The sequence below is a fragment of the Armatimonadota bacterium genome (genome assembly GCA_018268395.1).
Taxonomy (GTDB): domain Bacteria; phylum Armatimonadota; class Fimbriimonadia; order Fimbriimonadales; family Fimbriimonadaceae; genus JAEURO01.
Genome location: JAFDWQ010000001.1, coordinates 739637 through 758535, shown reverse-complemented (window position 1 = coordinate 758535; position 18899 = coordinate 739637). Strand labels below are relative to the sequence as shown.

The 18899-nt window shown below is 63.8% G+C and carries 18 protein-coding genes and 3 tRNA genes; 8 read left to right on the top strand and 13 right to left on the bottom strand.

The features are described from left to right. Positions 1-132: 132 nt before the first annotated feature. The gene (locus tag JST30_03420; GenBank protein MBS1713364.1) at positions 133-1017 is read left to right on the top strand and encodes a hydroxymethylglutaryl-CoA lyase; all 885 of its coding nucleotides are present in this window, start codon (positions 133-135) and stop codon (positions 1015-1017) included. Here the strand turns inward: JST30_03420 and JST30_03415 are convergent. The 6 genes from JST30_03415 to JST30_03390 form a co-directional block, all read right to left on the bottom strand. Further along, the gene (locus tag JST30_03415) at positions 920-1921 is read right to left on the bottom strand and encodes a hypothetical protein (GenBank protein ID MBS1713363.1); all 1002 of its coding nucleotides are present in this window, start codon (positions 1919-1921) and stop codon (positions 920-922) included. The genes JST30_03420 and JST30_03415 overlap by 98 nt on opposite strands. Beyond that, complete coding sequence (locus tag JST30_03410) at positions 1918-3090, bottom strand: glycosyltransferase (GenBank protein ID MBS1713362.1); 1173 nt, start codon at positions 3088-3090, stop codon at positions 1918-1920. The genes JST30_03415 and JST30_03410 overlap by 4 nt, the downstream gene beginning before the upstream one ends. A gap of 9 nt (positions 3091-3099) precedes the next feature. Continuing rightward, on the bottom strand, positions 3100-3297 hold the full coding sequence (locus tag JST30_03405) for a helix-turn-helix domain-containing protein (protein MBS1713361.1): 198 nt from the start codon (positions 3295-3297) through the stop codon (positions 3100-3102). Between the two features lie 382 nt (positions 3298-3679). After that, positions 3680-4681 carry a tRNA preQ1(34) S-adenosylmethionine ribosyltransferase-isomerase QueA gene (gene queA, locus JST30_03400; protein MBS1713360.1) on the bottom strand — a complete coding sequence of 334 codons (1002 nt, stop codon included), beginning with the start codon at positions 4679-4681 and terminating at the stop codon, positions 3680-3682. Next, complete coding sequence (locus JST30_03395) at positions 4678-5379, bottom strand: HAD-IA family hydrolase (GenBank protein MBS1713359.1); 702 nt, start codon at positions 5377-5379, stop codon at positions 4678-4680. The genes queA and JST30_03395 overlap by 4 nt, the downstream gene beginning before the upstream one ends. After that, positions 5376-5606, bottom strand: a complete 231-nt coding sequence (locus JST30_03390) for a DUF2905 domain-containing protein (GenBank protein MBS1713358.1) — start codon at positions 5604-5606, stop codon at positions 5376-5378. Before JST30_03390 ends, JST30_03395 begins: the two co-directional genes overlap by 4 nt. Before the next feature lie 132 nt (positions 5607-5738). Between JST30_03390 and JST30_03385 the strand changes: the two genes are divergently transcribed. The 3 genes from JST30_03385 to JST30_03375 all read left to right on the top strand — a co-directional run bounded on the left by JST30_03385 (position 5739) and on the right by JST30_03375 (position 8747). Next, positions 5739-6434 (top strand): hypothetical protein, encoded by a 696-nt coding sequence (locus JST30_03385; GenBank protein MBS1713357.1) that lies wholly within the window; start codon positions 5739-5741, stop codon positions 6432-6434. A 131-nt stretch (positions 6435-6565) separates the two neighbouring features. Continuing rightward, positions 6566-7654, top strand: a complete 1089-nt coding sequence (locus JST30_03380; GenBank protein MBS1713356.1) for a hypothetical protein — start codon at positions 6566-6568, stop codon at positions 7652-7654. Between the two features lie 31 nt (positions 7655-7685). Next, positions 7686-8747: a hypothetical protein gene (locus tag JST30_03375; GenBank protein ID MBS1713355.1), complete on the top strand. Its 1062-nt coding sequence runs from the start codon at positions 7686-7688 to the stop codon at positions 8745-8747. Between the two features lie 3 nt (positions 8748-8750). On the opposite strand, the gene JST30_03370 is transcribed toward JST30_03375, so the two are convergent. Then, positions 8751-10883 carry an adenylate/guanylate cyclase domain-containing protein gene (locus tag JST30_03370; GenBank protein ID MBS1713354.1) on the bottom strand — a complete coding sequence of 711 codons (2133 nt, stop codon included), beginning with the start codon at positions 10881-10883 and terminating at the stop codon, positions 8751-8753. Between the two features lie 28 nt (positions 10884-10911). Next, positions 10912-13233, bottom strand: a complete 2322-nt coding sequence (locus tag JST30_03365; GenBank protein MBS1713353.1) for an MFS transporter — start codon at positions 13231-13233, stop codon at positions 10912-10914. A gap of 66 nt (positions 13234-13299) precedes the next feature. Here JST30_03365 and JST30_03360 point away from each other — a divergent pair, with 66 nt between their 5' ends. Further along, entirely contained in the window at positions 13300-14142 is an 843-nt protein-coding gene (locus JST30_03360) for a M55 family metallopeptidase (GenBank protein MBS1713352.1), read from the top strand. 3 nt (positions 14143-14145) lie between these two features. Here JST30_03360 and JST30_03355 read toward each other — a convergent pair whose 3' ends face one another. The 3 genes from JST30_03355 to JST30_03345 form a co-directional block, all read right to left on the bottom strand. Then, positions 14146-14784, bottom strand: a complete 639-nt coding sequence (locus JST30_03355) for a caspase family protein (protein ID MBS1713351.1) — start codon at positions 14782-14784, stop codon at positions 14146-14148. A 46-nt stretch (positions 14785-14830) separates the two neighbouring features. Next, positions 14831-14905, bottom strand: a tRNA-Gly gene (locus tag JST30_03350). Between the two features lie 68 nt (positions 14906-14973). Further along, a complete protein-coding gene (locus JST30_03345) occupies positions 14974-15462 on the bottom strand; it encodes a hypothetical protein (GenBank protein MBS1713350.1) in 489 nt (162 codons plus the stop codon). 79 nt (positions 15463-15541) lie between these two features. Between JST30_03345 and JST30_03340 the strand changes: the two genes are divergently transcribed. Further along, entirely contained in the window at positions 15542-16246 is a 705-nt protein-coding gene (locus JST30_03340; GenBank protein MBS1713349.1) for a DUF3298 and DUF4163 domain-containing protein, read from the top strand. 76 nt (positions 16247-16322) lie between these two features. Here the strand turns inward: JST30_03340 and leuC are convergent, their stop codons facing one another. Beyond that, complete coding sequence (gene leuC, locus JST30_03335) at positions 16323-17708, bottom strand: 3-isopropylmalate dehydratase large subunit (GenBank protein MBS1713348.1); 1386 nt, start codon at positions 17706-17708, stop codon at positions 16323-16325. Between the two features lie 6 nt (positions 17709-17714). Continuing rightward, entirely contained in the window at positions 17715-18536 is an 822-nt protein-coding gene (locus JST30_03330; GenBank protein ID MBS1713347.1) for a hypothetical protein, read from the bottom strand. 118 nt (positions 18537-18654) lie between these two features. Between JST30_03330 and JST30_03325 the strand changes: the two genes are divergently transcribed. Next, positions 18655-18740 (top strand) — tRNA-Tyr (locus tag JST30_03325). A gap of 11 nt (positions 18741-18751) precedes the next feature. Then, positions 18752-18826: transfer RNA gene (locus tag JST30_03320), tRNA-Thr, on the top strand. Positions 18827-18899: the final 73 nt, after the last annotated feature.

The window sequence follows — 18899 nt, the reverse complement described above, 5'->3', positions numbered from 1 at the left end:
GCACGATAAAGAGGCCGTGAAGCGAGGGATCTTCCCTGAAAGAGATGAAAGTGCTAGGCCCCGCAAGGCGGGGTCTTTTTTTTGTGCGGACCTTGCCCTCCCCGAGCGACCGACCGGAGTCACAATGGACCCATGATCAGGATCGTGGAGGTCGCGCCGCGCGACGGCCTTCAGAACGAGGCCGTGTTCGTGCCGACCGGAACGAAAGCCCGGTTCGTGGCCGATCTGGCGGCGGCCGGTCTCCAAGAGATCGAGGTCACGAGCTTCGTCTCTCCCAAGTGGGTGCCGCAGTTAGCCGACGCGGCCGAGCTCTGTGCACAGGTTCCGGAAGGGGTCTTGTGGTCGGCGCTCGTCCCGAACGCGAAGGGGCTGGAACGGGCCTTGGAACAAGGGACGAAACGGATCGCCGTCTTCACGGCCGCGAGCGAAGCGTTCACCCAGAAGAACATCAACATGTCCGTGGACGAGTCGATCCTGACGTTCGCTGACGTCGTCCGCGAGTTCCGTGGCGCGGTCTCCGACGGGTGGGTGCGGGCCTATCTCAGCACGGCGTTCGAATGCCCTTACTCGGGGAAGGTCGATCCCAAGTTGCCCGGAAGATTGGCGCTACGGCTGCTCGACATCGGTGTGGACGAGGTGAGCATCGGTGACACGACCGGTGTGGCCGTCCCGAAAGAGGTACGGGCCGTCATCCGATCGCTCGGCGTCGAACGGTCCCGCGTCGCTTGGCACTTTCACGACACACGGGGTACGGCCGTCGCGAACGTCCAAGTCGCTTTGGACACGGGATTCACGTCTTTCGACGCCAGTGCCGGCGGACTCGGCGGATGTCCGTACGCTCCCGGAGCAGGCGGCAATCTGGCCACCGACGATTTGGTCTACCTCTTGGAGCGCAGCGGGTTCGAGTGCGGGGTGGACTCTATCGCCCTGGCAAAGGCGTCTTTGCCTGTTCTGGAGGTGCTTGGACGTTCCCCGGCATCGAAGGCGCAGTCTGCACTGTTGGCCGCCTGTCGGTGAAGTGGCCGTACAGGCCGAAGCCTGCGAGGAGGACGGAAAAGACCGCGATCCCCCAGACCATGGCTTTCTCCGACCGATCGAGATTGAACTCCCGGCGGTTCACGAGAAGGACGGTTCCGCCGATCGGGACCAAGGCGGGAAGCATGTTCAGGTTCAGTTTTGAAAGCACGATCAGCAGGTAGACGACCATGACGGGAGCGACCCATTTTGCCGTCCGCGACAATGGCATACCGAACCGGGACATCCCGACGAAGAACATCGCGATGAACAGCAGGTCGGCCGGCCCGACGAAGGCCTGTGGTTCGACGCTCGCTCCGACCGGAGCCGCCTCGGAGGAGGTCTCTCGGACCGCCGGCACCGAAACCGCCATCGACTGAAAGAACTGGGGGTTCTGCCGGACGAGTCGGGCGGTCGGGGCCTGCGGGTGGAACACGAGGAACATATCGAGGGCCGCAAGGAACAGCGCGACGGGCAAGATGATGTTCCGGTCCTTGATCAAGAGCCCGACGAGCCCGCCCAGGCCAAGGGTCCAGAGCGCGATACCGCATTGAACGACGGCCTGTCCGAGAACCGTAGCGGGACCGGTGGCCGGGAGCACTGTGCGCAAGGCTAGGGCCGCGGCGGCGTGTAAGACCGCACCAGAGACCAGAAGCCACGCCAGAACCTTGGCACCGGACCGTGTCGGGCTCGTCCCCACGTCTTCCGAGGGGCCTCCGGATCGGCCCCATCCGTAATCGGCGGCGCGGTAGAGGGCCACGATCGGGATCCCTACGAAGACGATGCTGGACACGACGCTGAGGAACGCGGCCGGTCCCGGCGGCACCGTGAGGAATCCGAGAAGCAGTCTGAGGACCAAGAGGGCTCCGGTCAACAGGAAGAAATCACGGAGACCGTTGGACTTCACCGCAAGGCCTCCACGACGGACGGCGGCCCGGACAGTGCCGCCTGATAGACGTCAAGGACGCGACGCGTCATGGCGCCGACGGTCGACGAAAGGCCCGTGGCCCGGGCTCGTTCCGATACGGCCGAATGGAGCAACGGGTCGGAAAGGAGCTTGACGACCGCCTCGGCGACGTCATGGGGGTCGTTCGCGACGACGAACCCGTTCTGACCGGATTCGACGGCGCCGGACGCGCCGCCTCCTTGGACGACGACGGCCGGCAGCCCGTGTGACATCGCCTCCAAGACGACCAGCCCTTGCGTTTCGGTCATCGACGGGAAAGCGAAGACGTCGGCGGCCGCGTAGTAGGCGTCGAGCTCGGAACGGGGCTTGAAACCCCAGAACCTCACACGGTCTCCGATGCCCAATGCTCTAGCTTGGTTCAGGTACTCGTCCCGTGCCGGGCCGTCTCCGACGATCCATATCTCGACCTCCTTGTCCCGTTCGATCATCAATGGCGCGGCTTCGAGCAAGGTCGAGAGGTTTTTTTCGAGGGCCAACCGACCGACATAGAGGACGACCTTTCGCATCGGATGGACTTCGAAGCCGGCCCGGACGGCCCGGCGGTCGAGAGCCTTGGGTTCGGGGACGCCCGTCGGAACGACCGTAATCGGACGCTTTACGGAGTGCCGTTTGAGCCACCGCTTTGACGCCTCGCTTGGCGTGACGACCTGGTCGACGCTCCCGTAATAGAAGTTCGTGTGCTTCGCGATCTTGTACCGGAGGTAGCGCTTTGGGAAGAACGGGACGTAGTGGGCGTATTTGTCATAATGGGTGTGGTACGTCGCGACGACAGGTATCTCGAGCGATTGCGCCCACCGGAGCCCGACCATTCCGACCGTGAACGGAGTGTGCGTGTGGACGATGTCGAACCGCCCTTTCTTGAAGTCGTGGAACCAGGGATAGAACGGCGGGACGGCGAGGGGGTAGTCCTTCGTCCAAGGCGTCCGGACGGCCAAGAACCGGGTCACGTTCGGGTCGGAATCCCGGAACCGGGCGTACAGCGACGTGTAGAGGAAGACGCTGTGCCCCTCGTCGCGCAACGACCGCACGAGGGCGTCGACGCTGACGCTCACTCCGTTCAAGACGGGCAAGGCACTGTCTGAGAACAGCGCGATCCTCAAGGGCTCCACAGACCGAGATTATGCCTCGGGGATGCGGCCGTGCTTGTCCACGAAGCGGACGAGGCCGCTGAGCCGGAAGCGGCGCTGCCCGCCCTTCGTCCGGTGGTGTTCGAGCCAGCCCTTGTTCGTGTACCGTCTGACCGTCGCCGGGCAGACGCCTAACAGGCGGCTCACTTCTTCGAGCGACAACTCGGGGTCGAGAAGCCGTCGGATCATCTCCTCGCGGCTTTCCTTGAACTCGTGGTTGTAGTAGTGGGACGTCACGCTGTCGCTGAAGAACCGTCCTAAGAACTCGACGTTCTTCGGCAGGTGCTCGAGCAGATCTTTGAAATTCGGGTCGATTCCTGTCGGGACCTCGGCCTTCGAGCGTCGCGGGCGAGGGGCGCTCAAAGCGGTCTTCCGGAACTTGACCGACCGCTCGGCCCGGTTTCGTGTGGTCACCGCGGCCTTGTCGGACTTCTCGGACGCCGCACCCTCAGGGTTCGTGTCCAGAAAGGCGCTTTCGATGTACGCCAACGGATCGAACTGTTTTGTACCAGGCATACCTACCCCCCTGCACTATACAACACTTTCTTCGATCGGACTTCGCGGTTCGCCCTCAGAGGATCAGCATCGAATCACCGAAGCTCAGGAACCTGTATCGGCGTTCGACCGCTTCGCGATAGGCCGTCCGGACGGACTCCGGGGACGATAGGGCCGAAACCATCAGCAACATCGTGGTCTTCGGTAGGTGAAAGTTCGTGAACATCGCGTCGACGGTCTTAAACCGATAACCTGGCGTAATGAACAACCTAGTGTCCGTACTCTTTGGCTCCACACGCCTGGGGCCGGTCGACAGACTTTCGAGGGTCCTGACCGTCGTCGTGCCGACGGCGACCACCCGGCCCCGGCACTCTGCGATCTTTCTCGCTGTCAACAGGGGGACGACGCACCGCTCGCCGTGCATTTCGTGACGAAGGGGGTCTTCGGACGCGATCGGCCGGAACGTGTCGAGTCCGACGTCCAAGGTCACGGTGGCCGTTTCGACCCCGATCGCCCGGAGCTCGGTCAAAAAGCCGGAGGTGAAGTGGAGGCCTGCGGTCGGTGCGGCGGCGCTCCCCGGCGCGCTCGCATAGACGGTCTGGTAGCGCTCTTCGTCTTCGAGGGTTCCGTGGACGTACGGTGGCAGAGGGACGGATCCGGCGGACGCGATCACGTCGTCAGGAGCGCCGTCGAACGACAGGAGCTTGCGGCCGTTTCCGAGATCAGCGACGACCCGTGCCGACAACCCTTGGTCGAACGCGATGGTCTCGCCTGGACGGAGCTTTTTGGCAGGCCGGGTCAACGCCAAGTGGTCGGCCCCTTGTCGTCCCAAGATCAAGGCTTCGACCTTGCCGCCCGTTTCCCGGTGCCCGAGAAGTCGACGGGCCGTGACCCTTGTATCGTTCATCACGAGAAGGTCGCCGGCCTGGAGCAGACCGAGCGCGTCCCGGAAACTCAAGTGCTCGATCAGTCCCGAACCGCGGTGCAGGACCAGTAGCCGCGACGCCGTCCGGTCGGGCAACGGGGCCTGCGCGATCAGGTCCTCCGGCAGTTCGTAGTCCAAGACGTCGAGGTTCAGAGGCCGATCCTCTCCGGGACGTCGGTCAATGTCGAGACGTAGGCACCGGAGGAGTCCGAAGACGACCGGTCGACGAGCACCGCCTTCATGCCGGCGCCGCGGGCGCCTTGGAAGTCGTCCACCGGGTTGTCACCGACGTGCCAAGCCGCTGCTGCGTCCATTCCGATCCTCTGCAACGCCGTCTCGAAGATCCTGGGGTCCGGCTTTTCGACGCCCTCCTCCATCGAAGCGACGACGGTGGCGAAGAACGGACGCAATCCGAACGCGTCGATGACCCGGTGCAGGGAGATGTCCCAATTGCTCACCACGGCCAAAACGACTCCCGAGCGGGCCAAGGCTTCGAGACACGGAACGACGTCGTCGTAAAGTCGGAAAACCGTCGACGCCGGCCCAAAGAGCCGTTCTCTCGCTTCGTGGAGCACCTTGACGGTCGACCCCTGTGGGTAGCCGCATTCTTGGCACCAGTCCGACGTCAGCTTGTCCCAGAATGCGTCCGTCAGGTTCGCGTCCCTCGTCAGGTTGAGTTCACGGAATTCGCCCCATCGGGACCTCAAGAGCCTGTCGTAGACGGCCGCGTGGCCTGTTTCGTCGACGTCGAACCCGAGATGCTGCGCGCACTCGACGGCGAGGACGGCAGGACGCCAATCGACGTCGATCAACGTCTGGGCACAGTCGAACGTGACGGCCCGGACGGTCATTTCCGCCCCGCCCCGATGATCCAGAGCACGACCGTCAGGACGACCGACAGGAGCACCATCGTAGCGACCGGGAAGGCGAACGTCCATCCCGGCTTCTCGATGACGAAATCACCGGGCAAGCGGCCCAAGCGAAGGCCGGGAAAAGCGCGTCCGGCCACCCACAGCACGGCGCCCACGACGGCGGCCGCCGCGCCGACGATCATCAAGGTCTTTCCGGCCTGTTCCATGTCCAAGGGCCCGGTCGGGATGCCGGCCGTCCGTTCCGGCCGTCTGATGCAATGGTGGCACGTCTTGCGTCGGCCACCGGAACCTTGTTGGGCCTGGCGTCCAGCCTGGCCGGCAGGAAGTAGAATCCCGCCATGAGAGCCCTGCTCGCTTCCGTCCTCGTCCTCGCCGTCGTCCCGGCTTTCGCCCAAGACCCCGTCGCGTTGAAGCGCACGCCGACCGAAGGCGAAACGACCAAGTACAAACTTCGGGTCGAGACTGAGATATCAGGCATGCAGATCAAGTTTGCGGCCAAGGTCACCGAGAAGGTCACGAAGGTCAACGCCGACGGGACGTTCACGGTCAGTAGCGAGCAGTCCGACCAGGTCTTGGACGTCAACGGTCAAGAACAGCCTGCTCCGGGTGGCGTCGGGGCGCCGATGACGACGACGTACAAAGCCGACGGGTCGATCTCGTCGGTCGAGGGGAGTGACGACGTGAACGCCGACGTCTACCGTGCGGCCAACATGCAGCTTGTCCTTTGGCCGAAGGATCCCGTTAAGGTCGGGACGAAGTGGGAGGCCGACGTGAAGGGGGAGAAGGGCAAGAGCGAAGTCCCCGTCCACTTCTCGTACGAAATCGCCGCATTTGAGAAGCTCGGGACCCGCGACGCGGTGAAACTGAACTTCGAGTCAAAGGAAACGAGCGGGTCGGATCCGGCGACCTCGAAGGGCACCGTCTGGGTGGACGCCAAGTCGGGCGCGACGTTGAAGACCGAAGCGGTCTGGACGAACATGCCCATCGCCGGCCAGATCATTTCGGGCAAGGTGTTCCTCGAAGTCGCCGAGTGACCCGACCGAAAGTCCGGTCTCTTAGCGTTCGGCGTCCCTTTGCGCGAACCGAAGGGTGTCCACCGTCCGTCGTATCGGCATCGGGTCGTCGCGCACCAATGGTGCGTGATCGATCAAGATAGAATTGACCTATGTCTCAGCGTGACAGGAACCCCGGCGTCGATACAGCCGCAGACAAGCTGTCGGTGGTGTTCGATGGGATCTCCCGATTCGCGCTGACGATCGGCGGAGCGGCGGGACTCATCGGCATCGGGTTCCTGATCGCGAACTTTGCGACGGGCCGAGGCACCGGCAACGAAGCGCAGATCCTCCAAAACGCCCAGACTTTCGGAACGGTCGCGATCGCGGGGATGGCCCTTTCTTCGATCGCGATCGCCTACCTGCAATGGGGCGAGGAGATCCTAGGCCCGTTGTTGATCATCGTGTGGGCGGCCCTGTTCTTCAGTCCGTCGTACCTGCCTTCGATCTTCGGCAACAACACTCCGACCGCGTCGTCTGCAGCCGTCTTGGCGGCCGTCCAGAGGTCGGGACTTCCCGTCGGGATCGTCGGCTTGTTGGCCCTCGTTTTCGACGTCTTCACGCGGGTGCGGATCAGGGCACGTGAAGGCGCCAAAGCCGATCAGATGAAGTACGGCAAGGGGTTGAAAGAGGAAAAGGACGTCCGCAACGTCTTCCTCGGAAAGTGCTGGCAACTGCCGTATTGCCGGAAGTTCGTCCGTGAACGGTGCCCGATCTATCACGCCCGTCGGACCTGCTGGAAAGAGCGCGTCGGGTGCATGTGCGAAGAGTCGGTGATCCGGAACGCGATGTCGGGCAAACTGGTGCCCGAGGATCCGGCTTCGGCGGCCAAGCTCATTCCTCTGAACCACAAACTGACGCTGGACCAGAAGAAAGAACGGTGCCGCCAGTGCACCATTTACAACGAGCACCAGAAGCACAAGTACAAGTTGGCGATGCCCGCTGCGATCGGCGGCATGGCCGTCGTCTACATCGCCTTCCACGATCCGATGTCGAACGGAATCAAGGGCGCTTTGACGGGGATCGACAAGTTTTACGGTAAGGCCATCAACCGGAAGGACGACACAGGCGACCTGTCCAAGTCGGGCCTTGGGACGGGTGAGATCGCCTTCCACGAGCTCATCCTCGTCGCTCTACTGATCGTCGCCCTGGCCTATGTGATCCGGCTCGTCGAATACATGTTCTTCCGGGCCAAGCTCTGAGGCCGGGATTCGGGCACACTCATCTAGGCCGATGCGCGTCGACATGTTGCCCGTCGTCATCAACGGCGCCCACGGAGAGGGCGGCGGTGCGCTCTTGAGGACGGCCCTTGCGATGTCCGCTCTCACCCAGCAGTCGCTCCGGGTGAACAACGTACGGGGCGCGATGCGCCGGAAAGGGCTGAACCCTGAGGACCTGACCTTTCTGCAAGTCTTGTCCGCCTCGTGTGGGGCGGACGCGACGGGTCACGAACTGGACGTCACGACCTTGGTGTTCGAGCCGCGTCACGCGCCGCGTAAGGTCGATGCGTCCTTCGACGTTTCCTCGCACGTAGAAGGCACGGTTCCGGGTAGTGCGATCGTCATCGCCGAATCTCTGCTTCCCGTCTTGAGCCGGAGCGGAGCTTACAGCCGCCTGACCTTATCCGGAGAGAGCCACGGATCGGGGACGCTCGGGTACGACGCATGGGAGCGCGCCACGTTGGCCGTGCACCGGGAACAAGGCGTGGCGGTCTTCCCTTCGTTGGACCGGGCGGGTTTCGGTTACGGGTCCCGAGGCCAGGTGACGGTGGAGTTCGAACCCAGTGTGCCGAGCGCCCTCGAATGGCCCGAACGAGGAGAGTTGAGGTCCTTGCGCGCCGTCTTGACTCTGGCCGACGTCTCACCCGACGTCGGAACCCGAGGGGCCAAGCGGCTTTCCCAGATCTTTAGTGAAAGGGGGCACGAAATCGACGTGACCGTGTCGGAGGTCCGGTCTCGGACTCCGGGAGTCTCCGTGACGCTTTGGGCGGAGTTCGAGCGGGGCCGGGGATCGGGCACGGCGCTCGGTCAGCGAGGGCTCCGCATGGAGCTCGTGGTCGACCAAGCCGTCCGGAACTTCGACGAGTGGTTCAAGTCCCCTGCCACCGTCGACTCTTTTTTGGCCGACCAGATCCTTCCGATCGCCGCACTCTCGGAAGGTAAGACGGTGTACACGACGCCGGTCGTGACCCGCCGCCTGGTGACGATGGCTTGGGTCATCAAGCAGTTCATGCCCGTCCATATCACGGTCAAAGGTGAAGAGGGCTACCCTGGCACCGTCACCGTCGAGCGGTGACCGTCACTTAAGATGCATGTGGACGGCGCCGTCCCACTGGTCGCCGGGAGGCGACTCGATGAACCGTTCGCAACGCTCGCGGAGGATCCTGGCCGGGCCGTCATGGCGGCGGAGGGCCAACACCTTGGCGAACTCGTCGATCGCGGCGGCGAAGTGCTGGTCGCGGTAGAGACGAAGGGCGCGGTCGTGGATCTCGGCAAGGGCGATGACGTCGCTCTCGGCTCCTTCGGTCAGGGCGAGAAGCTCGTAGACGGGGATCGGCTCGCCTCGACCGGCCACCGATACGTAGTCGACAGTACGCGTCACGACTGCGTCCCCCGCCTCCCGGACGGTCTCGGAGCTGACGAGCATTTCGGTGCTGTAGTACTTGTTCAACCCCTGGAGGCGCGAAGCGAGGTTGACGGCGTCTCCGATGACGGTGTAGTTCATCCGTTGCCGGCTGCCGACGTTTCCGACGATGACGTCGCCAGTCGAAATGCCGAACGACGCCCGGAGCAAAGGCTTACCGTCTTGGGCCCAGACTTTGTGGAGTTCGGCCAACGTGTTCTGACTTTCGACCGCAGTCTTGCAGGCCAGGAACGCGTGGTCGGACCGCGCCGACGGTGCGCCCCAAAACGCCATGACGTCGTCACCGTTGAACTTATCGACCGTACCGCCGTTGCGAAGGACCTCCGAACTGAGGACGTCCAGGTACTCGGCCAGGATCTCCACGAGTTCCTCCGGCTCCTTCTTCTCGGAAAGGGCGGTGAACCCGATGATGTCGGCGAAATAGGTCGTGATGCGCCGTCGTTCGCCGCCGAGCTTGGCTTCTTGACCGGATGCGATCAACCACTTGGCGTAGTCCGCCGGCACGAGTTTGCCGAACGAGCGCAGGCCGGTCTTCATCTGTTCCATGGCTCCGGACAGGTCGGAAATCTCCTTGACCTTCGATTCGGGCAGCCGGCGCGGCTCGAGGTCGAGGGCTCGTACCCGCTCGGTCTCCGCGGCCAGGGCTTGGAGGGGCCGGGCCAAGCGTCCGGCCATGACATGGCTCGCGACCGATGCGATCGAAACGGCGACGACGCTGAGCAAGACGAACGAAACGCCGGCTTGCCAAACGCCGCTCATGAAGTCGCCGTCGGGGATGACGATGGCGAGGAACCAATCCGGGGACCTGTCGCCCGACACCCTTTGGATGCCGGTCTGGAAGGCCCGGCCGTGGACGCGGACGAGCTTCCTTCGGACGTCGTCTTGGCGGATGGTCCGGTAGTCGTCCTGGATCGACCCGATCAGGGTCTCGAGGGCCCGGTCCCCGAGTTCGTGGACGGTCGCGAGCCGTTGGGTCAAACCTTCAGGGACGACGAGCCGGTTCGCTTGAGGATGGGCCACGATCCGGGGCTCGGTCAGCGGGCTGAACTCGATCAGCGCGGCGTACCCCGTCGATCCCACTGTGATCGTCTCGAGATACCGGCTGAGATCGGAAATCGTGAAGTCGATCGCGACGACGCCCAAAAGGACGTTCTTTCGGTCGTAGACGGGAAGGGCGTACGTGATCCCGGGCGTGTCCGGCCCGGCGATGTTCCGGATGACATAGGTGCCCGTCCAGACTTGGCTCGCTTCCTTCTTCGCCTGGAGGTACCACGGCGTCGAGCGGAAGTCCGTGGTCGTGTAAGCGTCGGCGACGAGGTTCCGGAACGACTCACCGAAGGGCACCCGGTTCCGTTCGAGCTTCTTGCCGCCCTCGACGAGCATCGTCGATTGCAGCACCAGCGACCCGTTCGGTTGGCGGATCACCATGACGTGCTCTCCCGTCCGGTCCAAGACGAAGCGGATCGAACTAAAGTGAGGGTTCGACGACACGACTTCGAACTGTCGGGCCGCCAGGGCGTCGAACTGGCTCGCGCTGGAAATGACGGGTTGGGTCGCGGTCGTGGGCGAGACGAAGCCGGCCATGAGCCTTCCGTTACTCTCGGCCCTGGACAAAAGGTTTTCGACGCGTCCGTCGATCAACCGGGACGTCTGACGGATGATACGGTCGGCAAGGTCGTTGACGGTCCGTTGGGCGCTGAAGAAGGCCACCGCGCCCAGCACGACGAGCGTACCCACCAAGAGCGCGGTCATCCGCAGGGTCAGGGTCGCTCGCAACGGCAGCTTCATCGGGTCGCTTGGAAGCCGTGAGGCTACCTTATGCCCGCTTGACATAGACAAGCGCGGCGACCAAGAACAGCTCGGGAACGTCGAGACCTTTGAACGGTAAGAGCACCTTCGTCCTCGGTGTCCCGCACAACATGTCGAGAGCGGCGGTCTCCTGGCCCAACGAGAACGATTGGACGGCTTCCCGTAACCGCTTGCTCTTGACGTACACGGGCCTGAGGAGGCTTACGAGTTCCTGGTCGCGGCTGAACCCGCGCAGGTTCATCAAGCGATAGAGGTCGTGTTCGACTCCAAAGTGGACGGCCATTCCCAGGAGGCACCTTCTGCGGGTGGTCGGGCTTTCGGCCCTTTCGGCGCATTCGATCAAAGTCGGCAGGTCGACCTCGGATCCGACGGTCCCTAACGCGTAGGCGAGTTCGCCGGAATACGCGTCGCCGTAGACTTGGATCGCGTCGCGAAGGGGTTGGGCCAGGGCCGTGAGTTTCAGTTCGCTGACCGCTTCCGCCGCCGCCGACCGGACGGACGGGTGCGGATCGAGCAACGCCCGTGAGAAGACGTCTTGGGCGCCGTCCGCACCGATGAGGCGCAGGGCTTGGATCGAGGCGCGCCGTAAGTCGGGATCGGACGTGTCGTTGGCCGCCGACTGGAGCGGATCGAGAAACGCGTCGGAACCCAGACGGCCCAAGGTCTTGGCGGCTTGGCGACGGAGGGGCGAACGCGGATCGCTCAGGAACGTAGCGACGATCGGCGCCGTCTCGGGAGAGCCCATGTCCCCTAGGGCGTCGAGCGTCTCTTCTTCGACGAGTTCGCGGTTCGTTTCGACGAACCGGGCCAGGGCCATGGCCGCGCTCGGGTCGTCGAGACGTCCCAGGGCCCGGGCCGCGTGCCTGCGGACGGTCGGCGAAGGGTCCTGGAGCGCCCGAAGAAGCTCGGCCGAGGCCAACGGCATCTGGGCCGAGCCGACTTCGCGGATCGCCTCGGCTTTTGCCGCCGGGTTCCCGGTCCGCGTGAGACGCCGAAGCGCCCGGATCCCGCGCGGGTTCACCCGTCCCAGTTGTCCCAAAGTCTGTCCAAGGGCCGACGACCCTTCTTCACGGACAGGGAGGAGGACCAGGAAGGCCACGATCCGAATGAGCATGACCACGAGGAAAATCGCCTTGTACGCGTGCTCTAGCGGCATCGACGACCGGAAGGCGCCCATCATGAGCCCACCGATCAACGGGGCGATGCCACCGACCGCGGCTTGGACCGCGAACACCATACCGAGGTAGTTGGCCCGGTCTTCAGGCGGCGACGTCGCGATGTACAGGTTCATCTGGCAGACGGCGATGCCCGACCAGACGAGGCCGTTGAAGACGTGCCCGATGACGAGATAGACCGTCGCTTCGACCGGGTGCCCTGGCGTGCAGACGAGCCAAACGAACGGGGTCAGGAACGCCCCGACCATGAGGATCACGAAGACGGGCTTGCTGCCGTACTTGTCGGCGAGGTAGCCCCACATGTTCGAAAAGGCGACGGTTCCGACTGCGTGGGCGACCTGGGTCAACTGGATCGCCGTCCAACTCAGCCCGAGGCTCTCCCTTGCGAACGCGACGTAGAGGCCGCCCGCGATCGTCGCTCCGGCGATGAAGACGACGGTGAAGACCAACACCTTCTGGAACTCGCGGTCCTTCGCCGGTTTCGCCATGAGGACGAGGCTTTCGCGGACCCCCGCTTGGACCGTGTTCGTCCGGACGGTGTCGCGCATGCGCAGGAAGAACGCCATGCTCGCCAGCGCGCACACGAGCCCCATTCCGAACAGGATGGAAAACCCCGGCCCAGACCTGTCCCCCTTCTGGAACTGGTCGAGGAGGACGCCGCCGATAAACGAGATCCCCATCGCTACGGCCGTGGTCACCGCCGTCCTGCGGCTGAAGTACCAGCCCCGGCTGTCCGCCGGCACGAGCTCGGCGATCCAGTCGTTATAGATCGGGGTCACGAGTTGGGTGGCGGCCGTGGCCAACGCGATACAGGCTGCAAGGACCCAGAGTTTCACGTCGTTGGGCCACGGTGCGAGGGGCAGGACGATGAGCGGGCCGTAGAGGACGCGCCACAGCCAGCCGCCCGGAGCGACGAACCGCTTGTACGACGCGGACCTCCGACCCCAGATGGCGCCCGGGATCTGAAGCAGTCCGACGAAACTCGGCAAAGCGACCAGGGCTTGGATCCAAAGGTCGGAGCCGCCCAGGTACTGCACGAAGCCGATGAGGAACGTGCCGCCCACCAGAGTACTGAACGCGGCGGCAAGGGCACCGTCCGCGTTGGCCGTCTGCAGGTTCCGCAAGACGTCGAGCCGGCTCGTGGTCGTGGGCAACTCTTGAGGATTCTAAGCCCCTTGGAAAAAAAGGCCCGGGCCGGGTCGCGGCGGTAACCTGGCCCCATGGACGTTTACATCTCGGCGGACATGGAAGGGATCACCGGCACGGTCGCCTGGGCGCAGTGCGGGCGGCCCGCTCCAGAACACTACGATTGGGCGTTCGCACGGCGGATGATGACCCACGATGTGAACGCCGCCGTCCGGGGGGCTCGGGCGGCGGGAGCGCGCCGGATCCTTGTCATGGACGCTCACGGGACGTCACGTAACCTTTTGGTGGACGAACTCGAACCCGGCGTCGAGCTGCTGTCCGGGCTCCTGCCCCACCCGCTCGGCATGATGTCCGGTCTGGAGGCCGGGTTCGGATGTGCGATGTTGGTGGGCTATCACGCGATGGCAGGGACCGAAGCCGGGACGATGGAACACACGATCATGGGGACGATCCACCGGTTTTGGATCAACGACGTCCCCGCGGGCGAGATGACGCTTTCGGCACTGACGGCCGGATCACTCGGAGTGCCGTTGGTGTACGTCAGTTCGGACGACAAGGGCTGCGCCGAAGCAAGTTCGCTGTTCCCCGGTGTCCGGACTACGACCGTCAAGCACGGGGTCGGGCGATACTGCGCACGGCTTTTGCACCCGTCCGTGACAGGGCCGCTCATCGAGCGGACGGCCCGCGAGGCCGTCGAGCACGCGGCCCAGGTCGCACCCTACCGGATCGAGGCTCCCTTCCGTGCCAGGATCGAGTACAACCAGACGGAGGAGGCGGACGCAGCGTGCCTCATGGCCGGTTCGAAACGGACAGACGCCTACACCATCGAACTACAGTCGCCGGACTGGGACGAGTTCCACCGGATGGTCAGGCGCTCGATGTCGCTGTCCGGGCAGGGCGTGTTCGGGAACCGCTGAACTCTATCCGCCGGACCACGTCTGGCCGTTCCATCCGTCGTCCATGTCCCGACGGACAGCGGCCCAGTCCTGACCGTGCCTTGCGACGGAGGCTCCCAGAAGTTCTTGGAACGACCATCCTTCCGGGGCTTGCGCGTCTCCCTTGGCCGAAGCGAGGAACGTCACCGGGAACCGTTGGTTTTGGAACCAGGGCAACATGGAACCCGATGCGCAGCAATCGATCGCGACGACCAGACAGCTTCCTTTGAACGCCTTGGACAGCCAGGACGAGACCCTTTCGATCCTCCATCCCGATGAGGCGACTTCGGCGTTGTACGTCGCCAACTGAGGTTTTCCGTCCTGGAAGTAACCGTGGCCCGAATAGAACACCACCAAGGTGTCGCCGGGTTTGACCCGTCCCAACATCTCCTTGAACTCGAAATCGACGCGCCTCGTTTCCGCGTCGCGGTCACGGAGCCACACGATCCTCGACCTTGGGACGCCCGTCCGTTCTAGGGACTCTGGAAGGGCCATCGCCCGTCCCTCGGCCGGTAGGTTGTGGAAGCGCCGGTCCTTGAACGTCGTGCACGCCACTCCGAACAACCAGGTCCGGGGGGTGGGGACCTCGGGTTTCAGGGTGCAGGCCAAGAAGGCGGTCAGCACGGATGTTCAGACGGACGGCGGGGCTGTCGAGTTCGTCGAGTAGGACTGGAGCGGGCGACGAGACTCGAACTCGCAACATTCAGCTTGGGAAGCTGACGCTCTACCGTTGAACTACGCCCGCTCGGTAACGGTTGCATTGTGCGTGGTCCGTGGCGGCGTGTCAAGGCCTTTGGCGGTCGAGGACGCTGCCTACCGACAGGCGCTCGTTCGGTCTCCGAGGTCGAGGAGGTTTTGGACCATGCCCTTTGGGTCCATCGACATCGTCCGTAGTTCGTCGGCATAACGTGGGACGAGGACGAGGAGTGCGTCTACGACCCGGTTCCATCCGGACTTCTTGATCTCATCGATGCGCGTTTGAAGCCGAGCGAGCTGCGACTTGACGAGCGGTGCGTTCTCATCAGGATCGTCTCGGACCAAGTCTTTCAGCCGTCGGATGTCTTCCGCGATCGTCGCGTGGACTGAAACGAGGGTCCAATAGTGGTCGGAGAGAAGTCGGGTCTGACCCTGCCAGTCTGACGGGACCTCGATCTTTCGCTTTTGAGCCAGGAACTTCAGAAGCGCGTCAGTGTCCTTCTGGCCCGACCATAAGGTCGGTCCATCGCTGAAGGGGTCTTGACGTTGGGCGGCTGCAGGCCGTGTCAACACCGCCAGCACGATGAGGATCAAGAACGGTCTCACGTTGGAGAGTGTTACGCCATGTCCCGCGCAAAGTCAATTGGCTCGGACGGGCCGAACCGCCTTCGCGCATACTCGTCACGTGATTGCTGCGCTGACCTTCGTCCTCCTGCCGCCTGGGTCGGCTCTCACGGCCGACGAGAACCTCAAGCTTTCCGACGAGCGGAAGGGCTACTGGTCGGTCGTGGCCACGGCCGCCGTTCCCAGACCCGTCGACGCTTTGACCCGGCTCGCCCGGAACGACGTCTTCGCCCGCGAGCGAAAGGACTTCAGCGAGTTTCTGGCTTCGGCGAAGAACGAAGTGCCGGACATGAAGAAGGACATGCCGTCGGCGCAGTACGACTACGAGTCCGACGTCCGCTGCGTCTTCCAGCGGCCCCGTCTCGTGAGTTTCCAGACCAGTCGCTACACCTACACGGCCGGAGCGCACGGTCTCGGGTTCGTTTGGACGTTCAACTACGGCTATGTCGGCGGTAAGCCGCGGCGCTTCGGTGCGAAGGAAGCCTTCGTCCTCGATACGAGCGGCCGGGCTCTTCTCCAACGGCTCCTGCTCGGCGAAGCGATGCGGAAGGAGGGGACGGACTGGATCGAGAACGGCATGGTCTCGGATTTCAACCGGCACCAGCTTGACAACTTCTGGGTGGGGAAGGACGGCCTGAGTTGGGAGTTCGCTCCCTATGAACTGGGTTCCTACGCCTCGGGACCGTTCACGTTGAAACTGTCTTGGAAGGACCTCCAGACGATCTTGCGAAAGAACGGGCCGCTCACGCCCGCCTTGCCTCGGTGAGTTTAACGCAGTTCAACCCCTGACGCCGGCCAAGGCCCGAGAGCTTAACGTTGCACGTTTTGCAGTGATCGAGCTCTCAGTTCAGATCCCGCGGGTCGGCGAAGTGGCCCTTGACGGCGGTCGCGACGGCGGTCAAGGGCGACACGAGGTGCGTTCGTGCGCCGGGCCCTTGTCGGCCTTCGTAAGGTCGGTTCGAGGTCGACGCTGAGCGGTCGCCCGGCCGGACAATGTCGCCGTTCATCCCGAGGCACATCGAGCAGCCGGCACGGTGCCATTCGAAGCCAGCGTCCTTGAACACTTGGTCAAGGCCTTCCCGTTCCGCCTGGAGCCGGACCGAAGCCGATCCTGGGACGACCAGCGCCCGGACCCCGCCCGAAACCTTGCGGCCTTTGGCGAGTGCGGCGGCTTCGCGAAGGTCTTCGAGCCGAGCGTTCGTACACGAACCGATGAACACGGTATTGACGACGAGTTCGGACATCGCCACGCCAGGTTTGAGACCCATGTAGCCTTGGGCGCGTTCTTCGCCTGCGTCCCTCGGCTCGGGGATGGCGCCGTCGACGTCGACCGTCATGGCGGGAGTCGTGCCCCAGCTCACTTGGGGCTTGAGGTTGCCCGTGTCCAGGTGCTCCACCCGGTCGAACGCGGCCCCCTCGTCGGTCGGGAGCGAACGCGCATAGGAGGCCAAGCGCTCAAAGTCCTCGCCGCGCGGCGCATAGGGGCGGTCGTCGGACGCGACATAGTCCAGGGTCGTCTCGTCGGGCGCGATCATGCCCGCCCGGGCGCCCATTTCGATGCTCATGTTGCACACGGTCATGCGGCCTGACATCGGCATCGCGCGAACGGCGTCGCCCCGGTATTCGACCACATAGCCCGTGCCTCCGCCTGCCCCGAGCTTACGGATGATGGCGAGGATCACGTCCTTGGGCGTGACCCGCTCACCAAGCCGCCCGGTCGTCTCGATGGCCAACGTCTTCGGCTTGCCGGCTTGGCGCAACGTCTGGGTCGCGAGAACGTGTTCGACCTCGGTCGTCCCGATACCGAAAGCCAGGGCACCGAACGCGCCATGAGTCGAGGTATGGCTGTCACCGCAGACGATGGTGAGCCCAGGCAGGGTCAGGCCGAGTTGGGGGCCGATGATGTGGACGATGCCTTGGCGGGGGTCGTCATAGCCGAAGAGAGGGACGCCGAACTCCTGGCAGTTGCGGTCGAGGGCGGTGAGCTGCTTGCCGGACAGGGTGAGAGGGTCGATCGGCCGACCGTCGGTCGGGACGTTGTGGTCGACCGTCGCGAAGGTGAGGTCGGGCCGTCTGACCGGGCGCCCGGCCTCCCGGAGTCCGTCGAACGCCTGCGGGCTCGTCACTTCGTGGACCAGGTGGCGGTCGATGTAGAGCAGGGCCCCTCCCCCTTCCAGGTCGGCCACTTTGTGGGCGTCCCAGACTTTCTCGAACAGGGTCTTCGGCATCTGGCCTCATTGTGGACCACCGGGGCGACGGATCACAGTCCGAATGACTGCGCTAATCTTTGAGACAAGGGAAGAAGGCCGCTTGGGTTCGCCCCAGTTCTCGTCCCAAAGCCAATCGACGACCGTATCTGCCGTGACCAAGTCCCAGTCCTCCTCCTGACCACAAAGCCAATTGAGGCCGTAAAGACGTTCCATGGCTACGCCCCAAACGGTTTCGACTTCTTCATCGTCCAGCGTGGCGACGGACCTGCCGTCGGAAAGGGCGAGATCACCGTCATTGGCCAATAGGACGTGACCGAGGGCCGCCGCCCTTCCCATAAGCATGCGGCGATAATCGCCGTCCCGCGAGTCCTCGATCGGAGTCCTGAGCCTCCAATACACGGTCTCCATGACCCTGCCCGCCTCCTCAAGTTCCTCGATCGGAAGGATCGGGCCTTTACAGAAGGACGTGAAATCAGGGAATTCGCTCGTGTCGATCCCGACCTCCTCCCATCCCAAGGGAAAGTCCCAAGCTGGAAGGGGGTCCAAGGCGCGCGTAGCCCACAACAAGGGAACGGCGGCCTGACGATCCCACGAGTCTGCGATGATGTCCCGCCGCTCCCAGGATCCGGCTCCCAGGTGGTGGCGGGCCCGCTCTCGTCCGGTCAGCTCTGATGCGCAATGTTTGAAAAGCCAGTCGCGCAAGCACTCGACTTCGCCGTCCCAGAACTTCGGATCGCTGTTCCTTTCAGATTCGATGTAAGAACGGAACGTGTTGGCCCAGAGAACGCAAAGGCGTTTCGTTACGCGCTCTAATGTCGGAGGTTTCGGAGGTGGGTCGTCGTCCACAAGGCTATTTTGACGACTTCCCTACAGGGAGCCGAACTCACGAGCCGAATATAGATGGAGGACTCATGCGGCGGGTTCCGTCGCGGCGGGTCCGGCGGTATAATGGCCGCCTGAGTCTGGGGAGTTGCCCGAGTGGCCAATGGGAACAGACTGTAAATCTGTCGGCGAATGCCTTCGCAGGTTCGAATCCTGCACTCCCCACCAGACCCATAACGGCCTTTGTAGCTCAGCGGTAGAGCATCCCCTTGGTAAGGGGAAGGTCACGAGTTCGATTCTCGTCAAAGGCTCCAGATTTGAACGGAACTATGGAGCGCGGACTTCAGTCCGCTGGACCCCCGGCTTCAGCCGGGCCGCTCAAGACGG

Bases quoted from the DNA above. Each gene is read 5' to 3' on its own strand.
- JST30_03375 (MBS1713355.1), top strand. From the start codon at position 7,686: ATGCGCGTCGACATGTTGCCCGTCGTCATCAACGGCGCCCACGGAGAG.
- JST30_03385 (MBS1713357.1), top strand. From the start codon at position 5,739: ATGAGAGCCCTGCTCGCTTCCGTCCTCGTCCTCGCCGTCGTCCCGGCT.
- JST30_03405 (MBS1713361.1), bottom strand. From the start codon at position 3,297: ATGATCCGACGGCTTCTCGACCCCGAGTTGTCGCTCGAAGAAGTGAGC.
- JST30_03380 (MBS1713356.1), top strand. From the start codon at position 6,566: ATGTCTCAGCGTGACAGGAACCCCGGCGTCGATACAGCCGCAGACAAG.
- JST30_03370 (MBS1713354.1), bottom strand. From the start codon at position 10,883: ATGAAGCTGCCGTTGCGAGCGACCCTGACCCTGCGGATGACCGCGCTC.
- JST30_03390 (MBS1713358.1), bottom strand. From the start codon at position 5,606: ATGGAACAGGCCGGAAAGACCTTGATGATCGTCGGCGCGGCGGCCGCC.
- leuC (MBS1713348.1), bottom strand. From the start codon at position 17,708: ATGCCGAAGACCCTGTTCGAGAAAGTCTGGGACGCCCACAAAGTGGCC.
- JST30_03395 (MBS1713359.1), bottom strand. From the start codon at position 5,379: ATGACCGTCCGGGCCGTCACGTTCGACTGTGCCCAGACGTTGATCGAC.
- JST30_03360 (MBS1713352.1), top strand. From the start codon at position 13,300: ATGGACGTTTACATCTCGGCGGACATGGAAGGGATCACCGGCACGGTC.
- JST30_03420 (MBS1713364.1), top strand. From the start codon at position 133: ATGATCAGGATCGTGGAGGTCGCGCCGCGCGACGGCCTTCAGAACGAG.